Origin of the sequence: Klebsiella sp. JB_Kp042 (assembly GCF_040065275.1) — a bacterium.
Lineage (GTDB): Bacteria > Pseudomonadota > Gammaproteobacteria > Enterobacterales > Enterobacteriaceae > Klebsiella > Klebsiella quasipneumoniae.
Genome location: NZ_JBEAJL010000024.1, coordinates 24,709 through 42,129, shown reverse-complemented (window position 1 = coordinate 42,129; position 17,421 = coordinate 24,709). Strand labels below are relative to the sequence as shown.

11 protein-coding genes are annotated in these 17,421 nt (G+C 60.8%); 3 read left to right on the top strand and 8 right to left on the bottom strand.

Features of this window, described 5'->3' with window-relative positions; translation table 11 throughout:
- Positions 1 to 122 precede the first annotated feature (122 nt).
- The 6 genes from ABLV54_RS07985 to hutI all read right to left on the bottom strand — a co-directional run bounded on the left by ABLV54_RS07985 (position 123) and on the right by hutI (position 7,962).
- Positions 123 to 1,505 (bottom strand): amino acid permease, encoded by a 1,383-nt coding sequence (locus ABLV54_RS07985; protein ID WP_023288910.1) that lies wholly within the window; start codon positions 1,503 to 1,505, stop codon positions 123 to 125.
- A 98-nt stretch (positions 1,506 to 1,603) separates the two neighbouring features.
- Positions 1,604 to 3,139, bottom strand: coding sequence for a histidine ammonia-lyase (gene hutH / locus ABLV54_RS07980; RefSeq protein ID WP_023288909.1), 1,536 nt, complete (start codon positions 3,137 to 3,139; stop codon positions 1,604 to 1,606).
- The gene (hutU, locus tag ABLV54_RS07975) at positions 3,136 to 4,824 is read right to left on the bottom strand and encodes a urocanate hydratase (protein ID WP_023288908.1); all 1,689 of its coding nucleotides are present in this window, start codon (positions 4,822 to 4,824) and stop codon (positions 3,136 to 3,138) included. The genes hutH and hutU overlap by 4 nt, the downstream gene beginning before the upstream one ends.
- Before the next feature lie 142 nt (positions 4,825 to 4,966).
- Entirely contained in the window at positions 4,967 to 5,692 is a 726-nt protein-coding gene (locus ABLV54_RS07970) for a histidine utilization repressor (protein WP_023288907.1), read from the bottom strand.
- A gap of 57 nt (positions 5,693 to 5,749) precedes the next feature.
- Entirely contained in the window at positions 5,750 to 6,706 is a 957-nt protein-coding gene (hutG, locus tag ABLV54_RS07965) for a formimidoylglutamase (RefSeq protein WP_048334463.1), read from the bottom strand.
- Complete coding sequence (hutI, locus tag ABLV54_RS07960) at positions 6,703 to 7,962, bottom strand: imidazolonepropionase (protein ID WP_072096466.1); 1,260 nt, start codon at positions 7,960 to 7,962, stop codon at positions 6,703 to 6,705. Before hutI ends, hutG begins: the two co-directional genes overlap by 4 nt.
- Before the next feature lie 214 nt (positions 7,963 to 8,176).
- Between hutI and ABLV54_RS07955 the strand changes: the two genes are divergently transcribed.
- On the top strand, positions 8,177 to 9,460 hold the full coding sequence (locus ABLV54_RS07955) for a putative acyl-CoA thioester hydrolase (RefSeq protein ID WP_050532961.1): 1,284 nt from the start codon (positions 8,177 to 8,179) through the stop codon (positions 9,458 to 9,460).
- A gap of 77 nt (positions 9,461 to 9,537) precedes the next feature.
- Here ABLV54_RS07955 and ABLV54_RS07950 read toward each other — a convergent pair whose 3' ends face one another.
- Together ABLV54_RS07950 and ABLV54_RS07945 are read right to left on the bottom strand one after the other, a co-directional pair.
- Positions 9,538 to 12,225: a cation-transporting P-type ATPase gene (locus ABLV54_RS07950; RefSeq protein WP_050532962.1), complete on the bottom strand. Its 2,688-nt coding sequence runs from the start codon at positions 12,223 to 12,225 to the stop codon at positions 9,538 to 9,540.
- Positions 12,226 to 12,276: 51 nt separating this feature from the next.
- Entirely contained in the window at positions 12,277 to 12,708 is a 432-nt protein-coding gene (locus tag ABLV54_RS07945; protein WP_049013653.1) for a universal stress protein, read from the bottom strand.
- A 534-nt stretch (positions 12,709 to 13,242) separates the two neighbouring features.
- Between ABLV54_RS07945 and ABLV54_RS07940 the strand changes: the two genes are divergently transcribed.
- Together ABLV54_RS07940 and ABLV54_RS07935 are read left to right on the top strand one after the other, a co-directional pair.
- Positions 13,243 to 14,328: an efflux RND transporter periplasmic adaptor subunit gene (locus ABLV54_RS07940; protein WP_050532963.1), complete on the top strand. Its 1,086-nt coding sequence runs from the start codon at positions 13,243 to 13,245 to the stop codon at positions 14,326 to 14,328.
- Entirely contained in the window at positions 14,329 to 17,394 is a 3,066-nt protein-coding gene (locus ABLV54_RS07935) for an efflux RND transporter permease subunit (RefSeq protein WP_050532964.1), read from the top strand.
- Positions 17,395 to 17,421: the final 27 nt, after the last annotated feature.

Here is a 17,421-nt window from a genome sequence, read left to right as displayed (position 1 = left end):
ACAGCAGGCACAGAGCCGATTTTGTGCCGGGTGGCGGCTGCGCCTTACCCGGCCTGGAGGGGCCTCTCCCAGGTCTACACCTCGTCGCCCCGGCAAGCGCCGCGCCGCCGGGGAGATCTGATTTACTGCTCAGTGACAACCTGCAGCGCGGTTTTACGCACCCGCGCGTACCACACCACCGTCAGCAGCCCGAGCCAGACCAGGCCGGCGATCAGCGCCATCCGCGTCTCGGCAAACATCCCCAGCACAGCGATGACCAGCCCCATAAACAGCAGCGTTAACAGCGGCGCCACCGGCCAGAACGGAACGGGGAAGGCAATCTGGCTGCGCTCTTCGGCAGACAAACTACGGCGCATGGCGAAATGGGACAGCAGGATCATCAGCCATACCCACACCGTGGCGAATGCCGCCAGCGAAGCAATCAGCACAAATACCTGCTCGGGGATCAGATAGTTCAGCACCACCGCCGCCAGCAGCGCGCCGCCCATGACCACCACCGTCATCCAGGGTACGCCGTTGCTGGCGATGCGCTGGAAGCTTTTCGGCGCCAGCCCCTCCTTCGACATGCCGTACATCATGCGTCCGGCGCCGAAGATATCGCTGTTAATCGCCGAGATGCTGGCGCTGATCACGATGATGTTAAGGATTGTCGCCGCCGCCGGGATCCCCAGACCGTCGAAAATCAGCACAAACGGACTCCCCTGCTCGCCAAAGCTGTTCCACGGGAAAATCGCCATCAGCACCGCCAGGGTGCAGACGTAGAACAGGATAATGCGCAGCGGAATGGTATTGATGGCCTGCGGGATGACCTTCTTCGGATCCTTCGCTTCCGCGGCGGTGACGCCGATAATCTCCACCCCGCCGAAGGCGAACATCACGATGCCAAGCGAAGCGATAACGCCCTGCCAGCCGTTAGGGGCAAAGCCGCCGTGGCTCCAGAGATTTTCCAGCCCGGTGGCCGGGAAGCTATGGCCGAAACCAAAGAAGATGATCCCCGCCCCCGCCAGCATCATGGCGATAATCGCCACCACCTTCACCAGCGACAGCCAGAACTCCATCTCGCCGAACACCCGCACGTTGCACAGGTTCATGGCGCCGATAAAGAAGATGATGCTGAGGATCCAGATCCAGCGCGGGACATCGGGATACCACAATCCCATATAGATGCCGAAGGCGGTCACGTCGGCCAGGGCGACGATCACCATTTCAAAAGTGTAGGTCCAGCCGGTAATAAACCCGGCCAGCGGGCCGAGATACTGGCGGGCATAGCTGCCGAAGGAGCCGGAAACCGGGTTGCGCACCGCCATCTCGCCCAGCGCGCGCATGACGATAAACACCGCCGCGCCGCCAATCAAATAGGCCAGCAGCACCGCCGGGCCCGCCGCCTTGATGGCGGAAGCCGAGCCATAGAACAGCCCGGTGCCGATCGCGGAGCCGAGCGCAATAAATCGAATGTGCCGGGCATTGAGCCCGCGCAGCAGATGTGGCTTGTGTTGTTGTTGCATATACAGGTGTCCTGGTTTTTTTATTTGACGACAAATATGCGATGTAGGGCGGTCGGGGGAATGATTTCCCCCGACGCGGGTACAGAGAACAACGGTGATTAGTGCAGGCCTGGCAGTACGGCAGGCAGCAGACGCGTCAGGTGACGGGCCGCCAGAAGCGCAATGGCATTATCGATATCCGGGGCGAAGTAGCGATCCTGCGTATAGTGAGGGACGCGTTCGCGCAGCAGATGGCGCGCCTCTTCCAGCAGCGGGCTGGTGGTCAGCCCTTCGCGCATATCCAGCCCCTGCGCCGCCGCCAGCCACTCGACGGCCAGTACGCCGCGGGTGTTCTCGGCCATCGCCCACAGGCGGCGACCGGCCGCCGGCGCCATCGAGACGTGATCTTCCTGGTTGGCGGAGGTCGGCAGGCTGTCGACGCTGTGCGGGTGCGACAGCGCTTTGTTTTCACTGGCCAGCGCCGCCGCCGTGACCTGGGCAATCATAAACCCGGAGTTCACCCCGCCGTTTTTGACGAGGAACGGCGGCAGCTGCGACATATGGCTGTCCATCATCAGCGCGATGCGACGCTCGGAGAGCGAGCCGATTTCGGCAATCGCCAGCGCGATATTATCCGCCGCCATCGCCACCGGCTCGGCGTGGAAGTTACCGCCGGAGATCACGTCATTCTCGGCGGCGAAGACCAGCGGGTTATCGGACACCGCGTTGGCTTCGGCCAGCAGCACCTCAGCCGCCTGGCGGATCTGGGTCAGGCAGGCGCCCATCACCTGCGGCTGACAGCGCAGGGAGTACGGGTCCTGCACCTTGCTGCAGTTATGGTGCGACAGCGAGATCGCGCTGTCGTCGGTCAGCAGATGGCGATACAGCGCCGCCGCGTCAATCTGCCCGCGCTGGCCGCGCACTTCATGGATGCGCGCATCAAACGGACGACGGGAGCCCAGCGCCGCTTCGGTGGTTAACGCCCCGCAGACGACCGCGGAGGCGAACAAATCTTCGGCTTCGAACAGACCGCGCAGGGCAAAAGCGGTCGACGCCTGGGTGCCGTTGAGCAGCGCCAGCCCCTCTTTCGCCGCCAGGGTAATCGGCTCCAGCCCCGCCTGGCGCAGCGCTTCGGTGGCCGGCAGCCAGTCGCCGCCGCGTACCCGCGCTTTACCTTCGCCAAGCAGGGTCAGCGACATATGGGCCAGCGGCGCGAGGTCGCCGGAGGCGCCGACGGAGCCTTTCGCCGGGATCCACGGCGTCACGCCGGCATTCACCAGGCCAATCAGCGCCTGGATCACGCTCAGGCGGATCCCTGAGAATCCGCGGGACAGACTGTTAATCTTCAGCACCATAATCAGGCGCGCCAGGTCATCGTCCAGCGGCTCGCCAACGCCCGCCGCATGGGACAGCACCAGCGAACGCTGCAGGTTCTCCAGATCTTCCGTCGAGATACGGGTCTGCGCCAGCAGGCCAAAACCGGTGTTGATGCCGTAGGCGGTCCGCCCTTCGGCAAGGATAGCGTTGACGCAGGCCACGCTCTCGTCAATGGCGGCAAACGCGCCGCTGTCGAGGGTAATATTCACCGGGTGGCTGTAGATGTCGCGGAGCTGCGACAGGCTGAGTTGACCCGGGATCAGAGTTAAAGATTTCATTTCGCGTTCCCCTGCGTTGCCGCCACCATCGGAAGATTCAGACCCTGTTCTGCCGCGCATTCAATGGCAATCTCGTACCCCGCGTCGGCATGACGCATCACGCCGGTGGCCGGGTCGTTGTGCAGGACGCGGGCGATACGCGCTGCCGCTTCATCGGTGCCATCGCAGACGATAACCATCCCGGAGTGTTGCGAGAAGCCCATGCCTACCCCGCCGCCGTGGTGCAGCGACACCCAGGTCGCGCCGCTGGCGGTGTTGAGCAGCGCATTCAGCAGCGGCCAGTCAGAGACCGCGTCAGAGCCGTCGCGCATCGCTTCGGTTTCGCGGTTCGGGCTGGCGACGGAGCCGGAGTCAAGATGATCGCGGCCAATCACGATCGGCGCGGAGACTTCGCCGCTGCGCACCATTTCGTTAAACGCCAGGCCCAGCTTCTGCCGCCATTCCAGACCGACCCAGCAGATACGCGCCGGCAGTCCCTGGAAGCTTATGCGCTCGCGCGCCATATCCAGCCAATGGTGCAGATGCTTATCATCCTTGATGATCTCTTTCACTTTCGCGTCAGTCTTGTAGATATCCTGCGGATCGCCGGAGAGCGCCACCCAGCGGAACGGACCGATACCGCGGCAGAACAGCGGGCGGATATAGGCCGGCACGAAGCCCGGGAAATCGAAGGCGTTGCTGACGCCCACTTCCTGAGCCATCTGGCGAATGTTGTTACCGTAGTCGAAAGTCGGCACCCCCATCTCATGGAAGGCCAGCATCGCCTGCACGTGGTCGGCCATCGAGCGTTTCGCCGCCAGAATGGTGCCCTGCGGATCGGATTCAGCTTTCTGCTGATACGCTTCCCAGCTCCAGCCTTTCGGCAGATAGCCGTGCAGCGGGTCGTGGGCGCTGGTCTGGTCGGTGACCATATCCGGGCGCACGCCGCGTTTCACCAGCTCCGGCACGATCTCCGCGGCGTTGCCGCACAGCGCGATGGAGATAGCCCGGCCTTCGGCGGTGTATTTCTTGATACGCGCCAGGGCGTCATCCAGAGAAGTGGCTTGTTCGTCCACGTAGCGGGTGCGCAGACGGAAATCGATGCGGCTCTGCTGGCATTCAATATTCAGCGAGCAGGCGCCGGCCAGCGTCGCGGCCAGCGGCTGCGCGCCGCCCATGCCGCCCAGCCCGGCGGTTAGCACCCAGCGGCCTTTCAGGCTGCCCTGATAGTGCTGGCGACCGGCTTCGACGAAGGTTTCGTAGGTGCCCTGGACGATGCCCTGGCTGCCAATGTAGATCCAGCTGCCGGCGGTCATCTGGCCGTACATCGCCAGCCCTTTGGCATCCAGCTCGTTAAAGTGTTCCCAGGTCGCCCAGTGCGGAACCAGGTTGGAGTTAGCGATCAGCACGCGCGGCGAGTGTTCATGGGTTTTGAAAACGCCCACTGGCTTGCCGGACTGGACCAGCAGGGTCTCGTCGCTTTCCAGGTTCTTCAGCGCCTTCACGATAGCGTCATAGCATTCCCAGTTGCGCGCTGCGCGACCAATACCGCCATAGACCACCAGTTCGTGCGGGTTTTCGGCGACATCGGGATCGAGGTTATTCATTAACATACGCAGCGGGGCTTCGGTCAACCAGCTCTTCGCGGTCAGCGTCGTGCCTCTTGGCGCACGGACGTCCAGCTGGCGATATTTGCTTTGCGACATCGGGGTTTCTCCTGACAATGAACGTTGTTTACGTAGATACATATACTTGTATATACAAGCATACGCAAGCCAGGATTTAACAGAAATGATACAATTTTGTTATATTGCGTCAGCAATCACGTTTTGCTGACGCCAGCGTGGATCAGGAGCCAAAGCGGCCCTGCAGACGATAGCGGCTACCGGGAAACAGCAAGCGCGCGTGGGAGACGATGTGGGTTGTCGACCAGGTGCGGCGGCGGATCAGCAGGCAGGGATCGTGGGCGTGAATATGCAGCAGCGCGCACTCTTCCGCCGTGGCCTGCACCGCTTCAACAATATGTTCACCTTCTGTTAACGGGGCGATCAGCGACAGATAATCATGGGGCGTGGTGGCGGTATAATCCTGCTGGAGATAGTCCGGCACCACCGCGGCATTAACGCAGCGATCTTCGATTTGCACCGGCACCTCGTTTTCGTAATGCACCATCAGCGAGTGAAAGATGCGGGTGCCTTCCGCTACGCTGAGCGCCGCCGCCTGAATATGATCCGCCCGGGTCTCCTCCAGCAGCAGTACCTCGCAGCGGTGCTGATGGTGACGGGCAATAATTTCTTCGGCAATGCTGCGCACCTCAAACAGCGCCGACTGCCCTTTCGGCTCGGCGACAAAGGTCCCCACCCCTTGCAACCTGACCAGCAGGCCTTCATCCGTTAGCTCGCGCAGCGCGCGGTTGATGGTCATCCGGCTGAAGCCGAACTGGGCCACCAGCTCCGCTTCGGAAGGGATACGGTCATGCGGTCGCCAGACGCCGCTGTGAATTTTTTCACCGATAGCCTGCTTCACCTTCTCATAAAAAGGCGCGGGCGCGGAACGGGGTTGCTGTGAAAACATAGCCTGGCTTTCCTTTTGCAAAATGGGCGGCGAAACACCCAGAATATACCGGAATGGCTACTGCCACCAATGGACGATTTGCCATGCCAGACGGGCGGCCGCGCGGGCGCCCTGACCGTCAATGTCAAACTGCGGGTTGAACTCCACCAGATCCACCGCCTGCAGCTTACCGCTGCGGCACAGCGGCTCAACGATGCGCAGCAGGGTCGCCAGCGGCACGCCCAGCGCCGCCGGGGCCGACACCGCCGGCATTTCCCGCGCCGGGAGCACGTCCAGATCGATGGTCAGATACAGACGATCGTACTGCGCGATGTTGCGCTCAAGCTCCGCCAGCACCCGGGTTTCGAAGGCCTCCAGCACCTGGAGATCCTCCACGATAGCCACCTCGCGCCGCGCCGCTTCCTCCCAGAGCGCCTGGGTGTTGGCCGCCCGACTGACGCCGATGCAGGTATAGTGAAAAGCGCGCTGCTGCGCGTCACACTCCAGCGCCAGCTGGCGGAACGGCGTCCCGGAGCTGGCGCGCTCGGCAACGCGCAGATCAAGATGCGCATCGAGATTAATAATGCCCACTTTTTCGCCCGGGAAGGCATCCAGTACCCCCGCGCCATGACCGAAGGCGGTCTCGTGGCCGCCGCCCAGAACCAGCGTGCGTTTCCCGGCGCGCTGGCAGGCGGTCACCGCCTCGCGCAGCGCCTGATGCGCGGCTTCCAGCTGTTCGCCATCGACGCTAATCGTGCCCATATCCACGCAGCGGTCGTGGCCCTGATGGCTGGCCATATTGGCCAGCGCCCGGCGTAGGGTCGCCGGGCCGTCAGCCGCTCCGGTACGCCCTTTGTTGCGCCGGACGCCTTCGTCACAGGCGAAGCCAAGCAGCGCGATATCGCCGGGCAGCGCCTGCGGCGCGAAGCGTTCCGCGCGGGGGATGGTCTGAAACAGGCGCAGCGCATTCGGCGCTTCCGCACTATCATCGCGCCCCTGCCAAAGGTTGGCGGGCGTAGCTTGCCACAGCATCATTGCCATTCTCCTTGTACCACGCGTCCCCAGAGCGGACTGCGCCCCGGCTCATACACCATCTCGACCGGATGCTCGGCATCCCAGATGGCAAAGTTCGCTACAAAGCCCGCCGCCAGCTGACCGTGGCTGTTCTGCCGCCCCAGCGCCCGCGCGGCATGGCGCGTCACGCCGGCCCACGCCTCCTCCGGCGTTAAACCAAACTTGACGCAGGCCATATTCATCGCCAGATGCAGGCTGGCGAAGGGGCTGGTGCCGGGGTTGAAATCGGTCGCCACCGCCATCGGCACCTGGTACTTGCGCAGCAGTTCCACCGGCGGTTTGCGGGTTTCATTGAGGAAGTAAAACGCGCCGGGCAGCAGGGCCGCCACGGTGCCGCTTTCGCGCATCGCCGCCACCCCCTCTTCCGTCAGATATTCAATATGGTCGGCGGACAGTCCGTGATAACGGCTCACCAGCTGGGCGCCGCCCAGCGAGGAGAGCTGCTCAACGTGACCTTTAACCGGAATGCCCAACGCCTGCGCCGCCTGAAACACCCGCTCGGTTTGCTGCGAACTGAAGCCGACGTTTTCGCAGAAGACGTCAACGCTTTCAAACAGTCCCTCCCGCCACAGCGTCGGCAGGATAGTGTCGCAGACCAGCGTAATATAGCCGTCGGCGTCGCCTTGATATTCCGGCGGCGTGGCGTGGGCGGAGAGCAGCGTCGCCGAGAGTTCCACCGCGTTATCACGCGCCAGCTGGCGGGCGACCCGCAGCATTTTGCGTTCGTTTTGCAGATCGAGACCGTAGCCGGATTTGATCTCCAGGGTGGTCACCCCTTCACGCAGCAGGCGGGCCAGACGCGGCTGCGCCAGCGCCAGTAATTCAGCTTCGCTGCTGTCGCGGGTGGCGCGCACGGTGGCATTAATCCCCCCGCCGCTGGCGCTGATGGTCTGATAGGAGACGCCGTTCAGCCGCTGCTCCCACTCCTGCGCCCGGCTGCCGCCGAAGATCAGGTGGGTATGGCAGTCGATTAATCCCGGCGTGACCAGCCGGCCTTCGAGATCGATCCTGCGCCCGCTGGGGAGGTCATCTTCGGGGACGATCGCCGCAATGCGACCGTCGCGCACCAGCAGCGCGTGGCGCTCCAGCAGACCGTACGGTTGGGAAGCATCAGGGTTCAGGGTGGCGAGACGGGCGTTTCGCCAGATAACGCGTTCGGAGGTGGCTTCAGTCATAGCGTTCAACTTGTCATGGGTTGTATAGACATTTATTTTCATAACGCCGGGAATGTCAACAAAAGCGCGAGTAAATGTTATTTATTTGTGACTGGAGACCGTCCGGCGACGCGGCGTATTGCGTAAAGAAGGTAAGTTTTTCAGCCCACGTCTTCCCGTTTCGTTCAAGTTAGTATAAAACAGCAGGTTTTAAAGGACTTATACCCTGGCGTCTCAGCCGGGGTATTTCACTACGCTTAATTTTGCCCGGAGCAACATGAACACATATTCCGTTTCCCGTCTGGCGCTGGCGCTGGCCTTCGGCGTGACGCTGTCCGCCTGTAGCTCGACGCCTGCCGATCAACAGCCCTCAACGCAGACTGCACCGGGCACCAGCGCGCGTCCCATTCTGAACGCCGATGAAGCGAAAAACTTTACCCAGGCGGCCTATTTCCAGTCGCTGACCCCCAATGCCGCGGCCTGGACGCCGTCCGCCATCAGCCTGCCGGCGCAGCCTGACTTTATCGTCGGCCCGGCGGGAACCCAGGGCGTGACGCATACCACCGTCCAGGCGGCGGTGGATGCGGCGATTGCCCGCCACTCTAACCGTCGTCTGTTTATCGCCATCATGCCGGGCGAATACCCGGGCACCGTCTACGTTCCGGCGGCGCCGGGCGCCCTGACCCTGTATGGTACCGGCGATAAACCGATCGACGTGAAGATCAGCGAAGCCATTGATTCCGAGATGGATCGCAACACCTGGCGTCGTCTGGTCAATCCGGGTGGCAAATACATGCCGGGCAAACCAGCGTGGTATATGTTCGACAGCTGCCAGAGCAAATCCACCGCCACCGTCGGCGTGATGTGCTCCGCGGTCTTCTGGTCGCAGAATAACGGCCTGCAGCTGCAGAACCTGACCATCGCCAACAACCTGGGCGACAGCGTCGATGCCGGCACCCACCAGGCCGTTGCCCTGCGCAGCGATGGCGACCAGGTGCAGATCGATAAAGTGAACATTCTTGGTCGCCAGAACACCTTCTTCGTGACCAACAGCGGCGTGCAGAACCGTCTGCAGGACAACCGTCAGACCCGCACCCTGGTGACGAACAGCTATATTGAAGGCGACGTGGATATCGTTTCTGGCCGCGGCGCCGTGGTGTTTGATAACACCGACTTCCGCGTGGTGAACTCGCGTACTCAGAAAGAAGCCTACGTCTTCGCGCCGGCCACCCTGAAGAGCGTGACCTACGGCTTCCTGGCGACCAACAGCCGCTTCACCGCCTCCGGGGATAACGTCGCGCAACTCGGCCGCGCGCTGGACGTTGACGGCAACAGCAACGGCCAGGTCGTGATCCGCGACAGCGCCATCAATGAAGGCTTTAACATCGCCCAGCCGTGGGCGGCGGCGGTAGGCTCCGGCCGTCCGTTCAGCGGCAATACCGGCAGCGCGGATGACAAAGGCAATCTGCAGCGCAACCTCAACGACAACGGCTTCAACCGTATGTGGGAATATAACAACCGCGGCGTGGGAAGCAGCGTGGTCGCCGAGCCGAAACAATAAATCGCGATACCGGCACAGCACAATAAAAAGAGGGGGCGATGCCCCCTCTTTCCTTTTTCGTTCAACGCTTCACGCCGTCAGGCGGTTCGCCATTTGCGGGTCAGCGGTTTTTCCAGCTCCACAATCAGGAACATGGCGAAGCCGATGATAAAGGTGATCACCCAGTAGCGGAACGGCAGCCCGGTGGTGCCGAACAGCATCTGCATAAACGGTGCATAGATAATCAGCAGCTGCAGCACCAGCAGCACGCCGCTGACGATCCAGATCCCTTTGTTAGCCAGCAGACCTTTGGTCAACGAGAAACCATCCGACACGCGGCAGTTCAGCATATAGAACCACTGGGCGGTGACCAGAGTCTGCAACAGCACGGTACGGATAAACTCCGGCGAATAGCCGCGCGGCTGCAGCCAGGCTTCGAGAATAAAAGCGCTGACCGCAATCATCGACCCCACAAACGCCACGCGCCAGATGGCAAAGCCGTCCATCACGTGCAGTTTCGGGTCGCGCGGCGGCCGCCGCATAATATTTTTCTCACCGGCTTCAAACGCCAGACCAAACGACAGCGTGGCGGAGGTGGCCATGTTCATCCACAGGATCAGCACCGGCGTCAGCGGCAGTACGTTGCCCGCCAGCAGCGCGATCACGATCAGTAACCCCTGCGCAAGGTTGGTCGGCATGACAAAAAGAATGGTTTTTTTCAGGTTGTCATACACCCGGCGCCCCTCGCGGACCGCGCTGGCGATGGTGGCGAAGTTATCATCGGTCAGCACCATATCGGCGGCTTCCTTGGTCACCTCGGTCCCCTTGATCCCCATCGCCACGCCGACGTCAGCCTGCTTCAGCGCCGGGGCATCGTTCACCCCGTCTCCGGTCATGCCGACAATCTCTTTCTTGCTCTGTAGAGCCTGCACCAGACGGAACTTATCTTCCGGGCTGGTGCGGGCGAAGATATCGAACTGCTGCGCGGCCACGCTCAGCTGCGCGTCGTCCATCACCTCCAGCTCGCGCCCGGTAATGGCGTTCCCCGCATTGCCAATCCCCAGCATTTTGCCGATGCTCATCGCCGTTTGCGGGTGGTCGCCGGTGATCATCTTCACGCGGATCCCGGCCTGCAGGCAGTCGGCAATCGCCGTGATCGCTTCCGGACGCGGCGGATCCATCATCCCGGCAACCCCTAATAAAATGACCCCCTGCTGTAGATCCTGATGGGTCAGCTCGGTCTGGCCTGCGGCAGCCGGCTTCCAGGCCGCGGCCACCATTCGCAGCCCCTCCCGGGCGTACTCTTCAATTTTGCTTTCCCAGTACGGGAGATCCAGCGGCTGCAACCCGCTGTCGCTCTGCTGATACTGGCACAGGCGGAACAGAACATCCGGCGCGCCGGTGACCAGCACCACCTCCTCTTCGCCCAGCCGGTAAAGCGTCGACATGTATTTATATTGCGAATCAAAAGGAATTTTACTGCGCAGCTCGCTGGGCTGCGGCGACAGGGTTATCTTCGCCGCCAGCACCTTCAATGCCCCCTCGGTGGGGCCGCCGGTGATTTTCCACAGCCCGCTTTCCTCTTTGATAAGCTGGCTGTCGTTACACAGATCGATGGTGCGCAGATAGCGCTCAAGAAGCGATCCTGGCGCCACCGCAACCGGCGACGGGTCGTCGATAGCATGGATTTTACCGACCGGCTCATAGCTGTCCCCTTCCACCCGATAGACGCTGTCCGCGGTGATCACCGCCTTCACCGTCATTTCGTTCATGGTCAGGGTCCCGGTTTTATCCGAACAGATAACGGTCATCGCGCCGAGGGTTTCTACCGTCGGCAGCTTGCGGATAATCGCTTTCTGGCGGGCCATGGCCTGCACGCCGAGCGACAGAATAATCGAGATAATCGCCGGCAACCCTTCCGGGACCGAGGCCACCGCGAGGCTAATCAACGACAGCATCAGTTCGGAGACCGGCATATCACGGAACAGCAGGCTAAAGACGAACAGCGCCGCCATCATCACCAGAATCAGGATGAAGATGGCTTTGCCCAGCTTGTCCATCTGCACCAGCAGCGGCGTGCGGTGCTTCTCAATGCCCGCCATCATTTGGTTGATGTGGCCCAGCTCGGTATCGCCGCCGGTGGCCACCACGATCCCTTTCCCCGCCCCTGAGCTGACGGTGGTCCCGGAAAACAACAGGTTGCTGCGATCGCCAAGCGGTAAATCGCCGCTTAGCGGCTCGGTGGTTTTTTCCACCACCGTCGACTCGCCGGTGAGGATCGCCTCTTCCACCCGCAGGTTGTGCGCCTCAATCACCCGTAAATCGGCGGGGATACGGTCGCCGGCGCGGATCACCACGATATCGCCGGGTACCAGCGAGGTGGTGGGGATGGTTTCATGGTTGCCCTGTCGGATCACCACCGCCTCACTGGACAGCATATTGCGGATACTCTGCAGCGATTTTTCCGCATTACTCTCCTGAATGAAGCCGATCAGCGCATTGACCACCGCCACCGCGAGGATCACTGACATGTCGATCCAGTGGCCCATTACCGCCTTCAGCAGCGCCGCCGCCAGCAGAACGTAGATCAGCACATCGTTAAAATGCACAATAAAACGCAGCCAGGCGGGTTTACCCGGCTTCTGCGGCAGGGCGTTTTCGCCATACTGCTGCAGGCGCGTGGCCGCCTCTGTTCCGCTAATCCCGTCCGGCGAACTCTGTACGCTGGCGAGCGTCTCCTCGACGGAGCGCTGATAATAGGGCGCCCCCGGTTTATCTGTATTCATACTCTCTCCCTCGATTTCTGAAGCGGAAGTCAGGACAACATCCCGCCGTCATCAGCGCACAACGAAAACCGGTACATGGGCATAGCGCACGATATTGGCCGCTTCCGAGCCCAGCAGGTGAGTCTGAATCCCCGGATTGCGCGAACCGACAATCACCACGTCCGCTTGTAGCTCATCGGCCAGAGCAATCACTTGATCGCGAACATTGCCACTGCGCACATAAAGATGGCTGGCGTCTTCCGCAAGGCCATTTTTTTTGACCAGCTCAGTCAGTTTTTCCTTAGCGGTATTAATCAAATGGTCTTCCATCTTTCGCGCATCAGAGATAAATCCGCGCGTTAACACCGGAGAGAATGACGGAATGACATGGACAAGATGAATTTGCCCGGAAGAATGCTGGGCGAGGAATTTCGCATGAGAGAGGGCTTTGTCGGCCAGGCCTGCATCAAACACGTCAACGGGAACAACGATATTTTTATACATGAGATAATCCTTTTATTACCAATACAATGCGTAGTGATGAATAACCCCATACTTGGGGAGGAACGAAATCTCAACAACAGAAGCGGCGAGCGGAATAGATGTTATTAAACGTAGCACAGGAAAATTAACATTAGAAAATGACGGATTAATAGACTGAAAAATATTATAAAAACCACATATTCCCTGCAGATCTCCTGCGTTTTCCCCAACAGTGCCGCTGCCGCTCGCGGTATGCTCTTTTTTAACACTTCACCTTTTCTCCGACTATGCTGATTACAAGCAGGAGTGCCGCTCCGAATGTCCGGTGGTCACCGTGGGGGCCGAATTAAATGACATTCGCGGTTCGGGTGGGAGTAAAGGGAGAAAATCATGTTTGGTTATAGCCTGTTACGTCTGGGATTATTTGTCGCGCTGGCCATTGTCGCCTGCACGCTGGTGGGACTATTCACCTATCTGGTTGTCGCCGCCCTCGCCGAATAAGCGTGCGCCGCGTAATAAAAATGTAAAATAAATCCTGAATCTGAGGGGAATACTGTGAACCGTTATTTTTCTCTCATCCCGGTTGTTATTTTATTTACAACCGCTTGCGATCAGAAATCGCCGTCCGTCGAGTCCGCCCCGCGCATGGTCAAGGTGGCGCAGGTGACCGCCGTGGGCAATACCCAGCAGCGAACATTTCCGGCACGTATCGAGTCTGGCGACTCCACCGAGCTGTCGTTTAAGCGGGGGGGCCAGGTGGAATCGCTGGATATTCGCCAGGGGGCGACCATCGCCCAGGGGCAAACGCTGGCGCGCCTGAATGCCCGCGAGGCCCAACAGCGGGTCAATGAACGACAAACGGCGGCTACGCTCGCCCAGCGTCAGTTTGATCGCTTCCAGACCCTGGCGGGACGTCAGGCGATTTCCCAGGCGGAGATGGACGTGCAGCGCGCCAATCGCGATGCCGCCAACGCGGCCTTAAAAATCGCCCGTGAAGAGCTGGCGCAAATGAGCCTCACCGCGCCCTTCGGCGGGATTGCCGCCGGCGTGCATATCCGCAACCATCAGGTGGTCGCCGCCGGCCAGCCGGTGATCACCCTGACGCGTACCGACCTGCTGGATGTGGTCTTCAGCATTCCCGAAAATCTGTTCACCTCCCTGGATATCCGCAATACCGCCTACCGCCCCGTCGTCAGGATCAATACCCTGCCGGGCCGCGAATTTACGGCGGAATACAAAGAGCATACCGGCAGCAGCGACAACAGCACCCTTACCTGGCAGATCATTTTAACCATGCCGCGGCCGGATGATTTTCCCACCGTCGGCGGGGTCAGCGGCACCGTGACGGTCAATCTCGGCAATTTACCGGCCACCGCCGGAAGGGAAACGCTCATGGTGCCGGTAGAGGCGGTGTTTAACCCGGATAACCGGCCGAAGAATGAACCGGTCGTCTGGGTGGTGAAAGGCGACAACGCGCATCGGTTTCTTGAGGAGCGCAAGGTCACGGTCGGCGAGGTGACCTCGCAGGGAGTGGCCATCACCGACGGTCTCCGCGCGGGTGAAGAGGTGGTCGCGGCGGGCGTGAGCGAGCTGCATGCCGGGCAGCCGGTGCGGATCTGGACGCGTGAACGAGGATTATAAATGGACATTTCCCGTCAGTTTATTAATAACCCGACCCGCGTCTGGTTAGCCATTCTGCTGCTGGGGGTGGGTGGTCTGTTCGCCCTGCTCAATATCGGCCGTCTGGAAGATCCTGCCTTCACCATCAAAACGGCGGTGATCGTGACCCACTACCCGGGCGCGTCCGCTCAACAGGTGGAGGAGGAGGTGACCCTGCCGCTGGAAAACGCGATTCAGCAGCTTCCCTCACTGGATAACGTCAGCTCCATCTCCTCAAATGGCTTATCGCAAATTACGGTGAATATCGCTTCGCAGTACCATTCCAGCGAGCTGCCGCAAATCTGGGATGAGCTACGTCGCCGCGTCGGTGACGCCAGCCGACTTTTCCCCCCTGGCGTAGTGACCCCCTTCGTCAACGATGACTTTGGCGATGTGTTTGGCTTTTTCTTCGCCATCTCGGGCGACAGTTTTACCAACCCCGAGCTGGTGCGCTATGCCGAACAGCTGCGTCGGGAGCTGGTGCTGGTTCCTGGGGTCGGTAAAGTCGCTATCGGCGGCGTCATTCCGCAACAGATCAATGTTGATATCTCGCTGGCGAAGATGGCGGCGCGCGGGATCACGCTCAACCAGCTCGCCGCTATCCTGACCCGGCTCAACGTGGTGTCCAGCGCCGGAGAGATCCGCGTTGGCAGCGAATCGATCCGCCTACACCCCACCGGGGAGTTTCAGAGCATCGATGAACTGGGGGATCTGCTGGTCAGCCCTCACGGCGCCAGCGCCACCACTCGACTGCGGGATATTGCCACGCTGTCGCGCGGGCTGACTGACTCGCCGTCCAGTATTTATCATGCCAACGGCCGCCAGGCGGTGACCATGGGGGTCTCTTTTATTCCTGGCGTCAACGTCATTGACGTCGGGCACGCCCTTGAAGCCCGCCTCCAGCAGATGGCCGCCGACAAACCGGCGGGTATCGACATCGCCATTTTTTACGATCAGGCGGCTGAGGTCGCCCACTCGGTCAATGGCTTTATTACCAACTTCCTGATGGCCCTGGCGATCGTGGTCGGCGTGCTGCTGGTGTTCATGGGAGTACGCAGCGGGATCATTATCGCCCTGTCGCTGGCGCTCAACGTCCTCGGCACCCTGCTTATCATGTTTGTCTGGGGGATCGAGTTACAGCGGATCTCCCTCGGGGCGCTAATCATCGCCCTGAGTATGCTGGTGGATAATGCCATTGTCATTGTCGAAGGGGTGCTGATCGCCCGCCAGCAAGGATCGCCGCTGCTGGGCGCCATTAACTATGTGATCCGCCGCTCCGCCCTGCCGCTGCTCGGCGCCACGGTCATCGCCATCCTCGCCTTCGCGCCGATTGGCCTCTCGCAGGACTCCACCGGAGAGTATTGCAAATCCCTGTTCCAGGTGCTGCTGATCTCCCTGATGCTCAGCTGGTTCTCCGCCCTGACCATCACTCCGGTGCTCATTAAGTGGTGGTTGTTTAAACACGCCCCGCCGGCCGCCGCGCCGGCGGAGAAAGCCGATCCCTACCGCGGCCGCTTTTACCGTGGCTATCAGCAGACGCTGCGAATACTGCTGCAGCAAAAGACCCTGACCCTGGTGCTGATGGGCGCCCTGCTGGCCGCGGCGATCTGGGGCTTCACCTTCGTGCGGCAGAATTTCTTTCCGTCATCGAATACGCCCATTTTCTTTGTCGACCTGTGGCTGCCCTACGGTACCGATATTAACGCCACCGAGCAGATGACCCGCGATATTGAGCGGTCGATCGCCGGCCAGCCGGGGGTGGTCACCACCGTCGCCACCATTGGCCAGGGCAGTATGCGTTTTATTCTTACCTACAGCGGCCAGCGGCAGTACAGCAACTACGCGCAGATTATGGTGCGGATGGACGACCAGCGCGGCATCGCCCCCGTCACCCGCCACGTCGAAACCTGGATCGCCAGAAACTACCCGCAGGTGAACGCCAGCACCAAACGCATTATGTTCGGCCCCTCCGGGGATAGCGCGATTGAAGTGCGCATTAAGGGCCCTGACCCGGATACGCTGCGCGCGCTGGCCAGTCAGGTGAGCGATATTCTCGCAGAGGATCCGGCGACCGACAGCGTGCGTAACGACTGGCAGAACCGCAGCAAGGTGATCCGCCCGCAGTACTCCCTACCGCTGGGGCGCGAGCTGGGGGTGGATAAACAGGACATTGATAACGCGCTGGAGATGAATTTCTCCGGCAGTCGCGCCGGGTTATATCGCGAGGGCGCCGATCTGCTGCCAGTGATCGTCCGGCCGCCGGCAGCGGAGCGACAGGATGCCAACCATCTGCATAACGTGCTGGTCTGGAGCCAGAGCCGCCAGCAGTATATCCCGTTGAGTAACGTCATCCATGGCTTCTCCCTGGAGTGGGAAGATCCCTTGATTCTCCGCCGGGATCGCACCCGGGTGCTGACGGTCCAGACCGATCCCAGCCCGCAAAGCGGCCAAACCTCGGGTGATATTCTCGCCCGGGTGAAACCGCGCATTGACGCATTGACGCTGCCGCATGGCTACCACATCGAATGGGGCGGCGATGCCGAGAACTCCAGTGAAGCACAGCAAGGGCTGTTCACGACCCTGCCGCTTGGCTATCTGGTGATGTTTATCATTACGGTGCTGATGTTCAGTTCGCTGAAAAACGCCGTCGCCATCTGGCTGACCGTCCCGCTGGCGCTGATCGGCGTCACGCCCGGCTTTTTGCTAACCGGCATCCCCTTCGGCTTTATGGCCTTAATCGGCCTTCTCAGCCTCAGCGGCATGCTGATCCGCAACGGCATTGTGCTGGTGGAAGAGATAGAGCAACAAAAACAGGAGAAAGATCAACGACAAGCGATCATTGATGCGGCAACATCTCGTCTGCGGCCGATCCTGCTGACCGCCTTCACCACCGTGCTTGGCCTTGCCCCGCTGCTGCGCGATGTTTTTTTCCAGAGTATGGCAGTGGTGATTATGTTCGGTCTGGCCTTCGCCACCGTGCTGACGTTGCTGGTTCTGCCGGTGATTTACGCCTGCTTTCACCATAAGGATATGACGCCTCAACGATGAACAGTACCGGTCTGAGCATTATTAAGA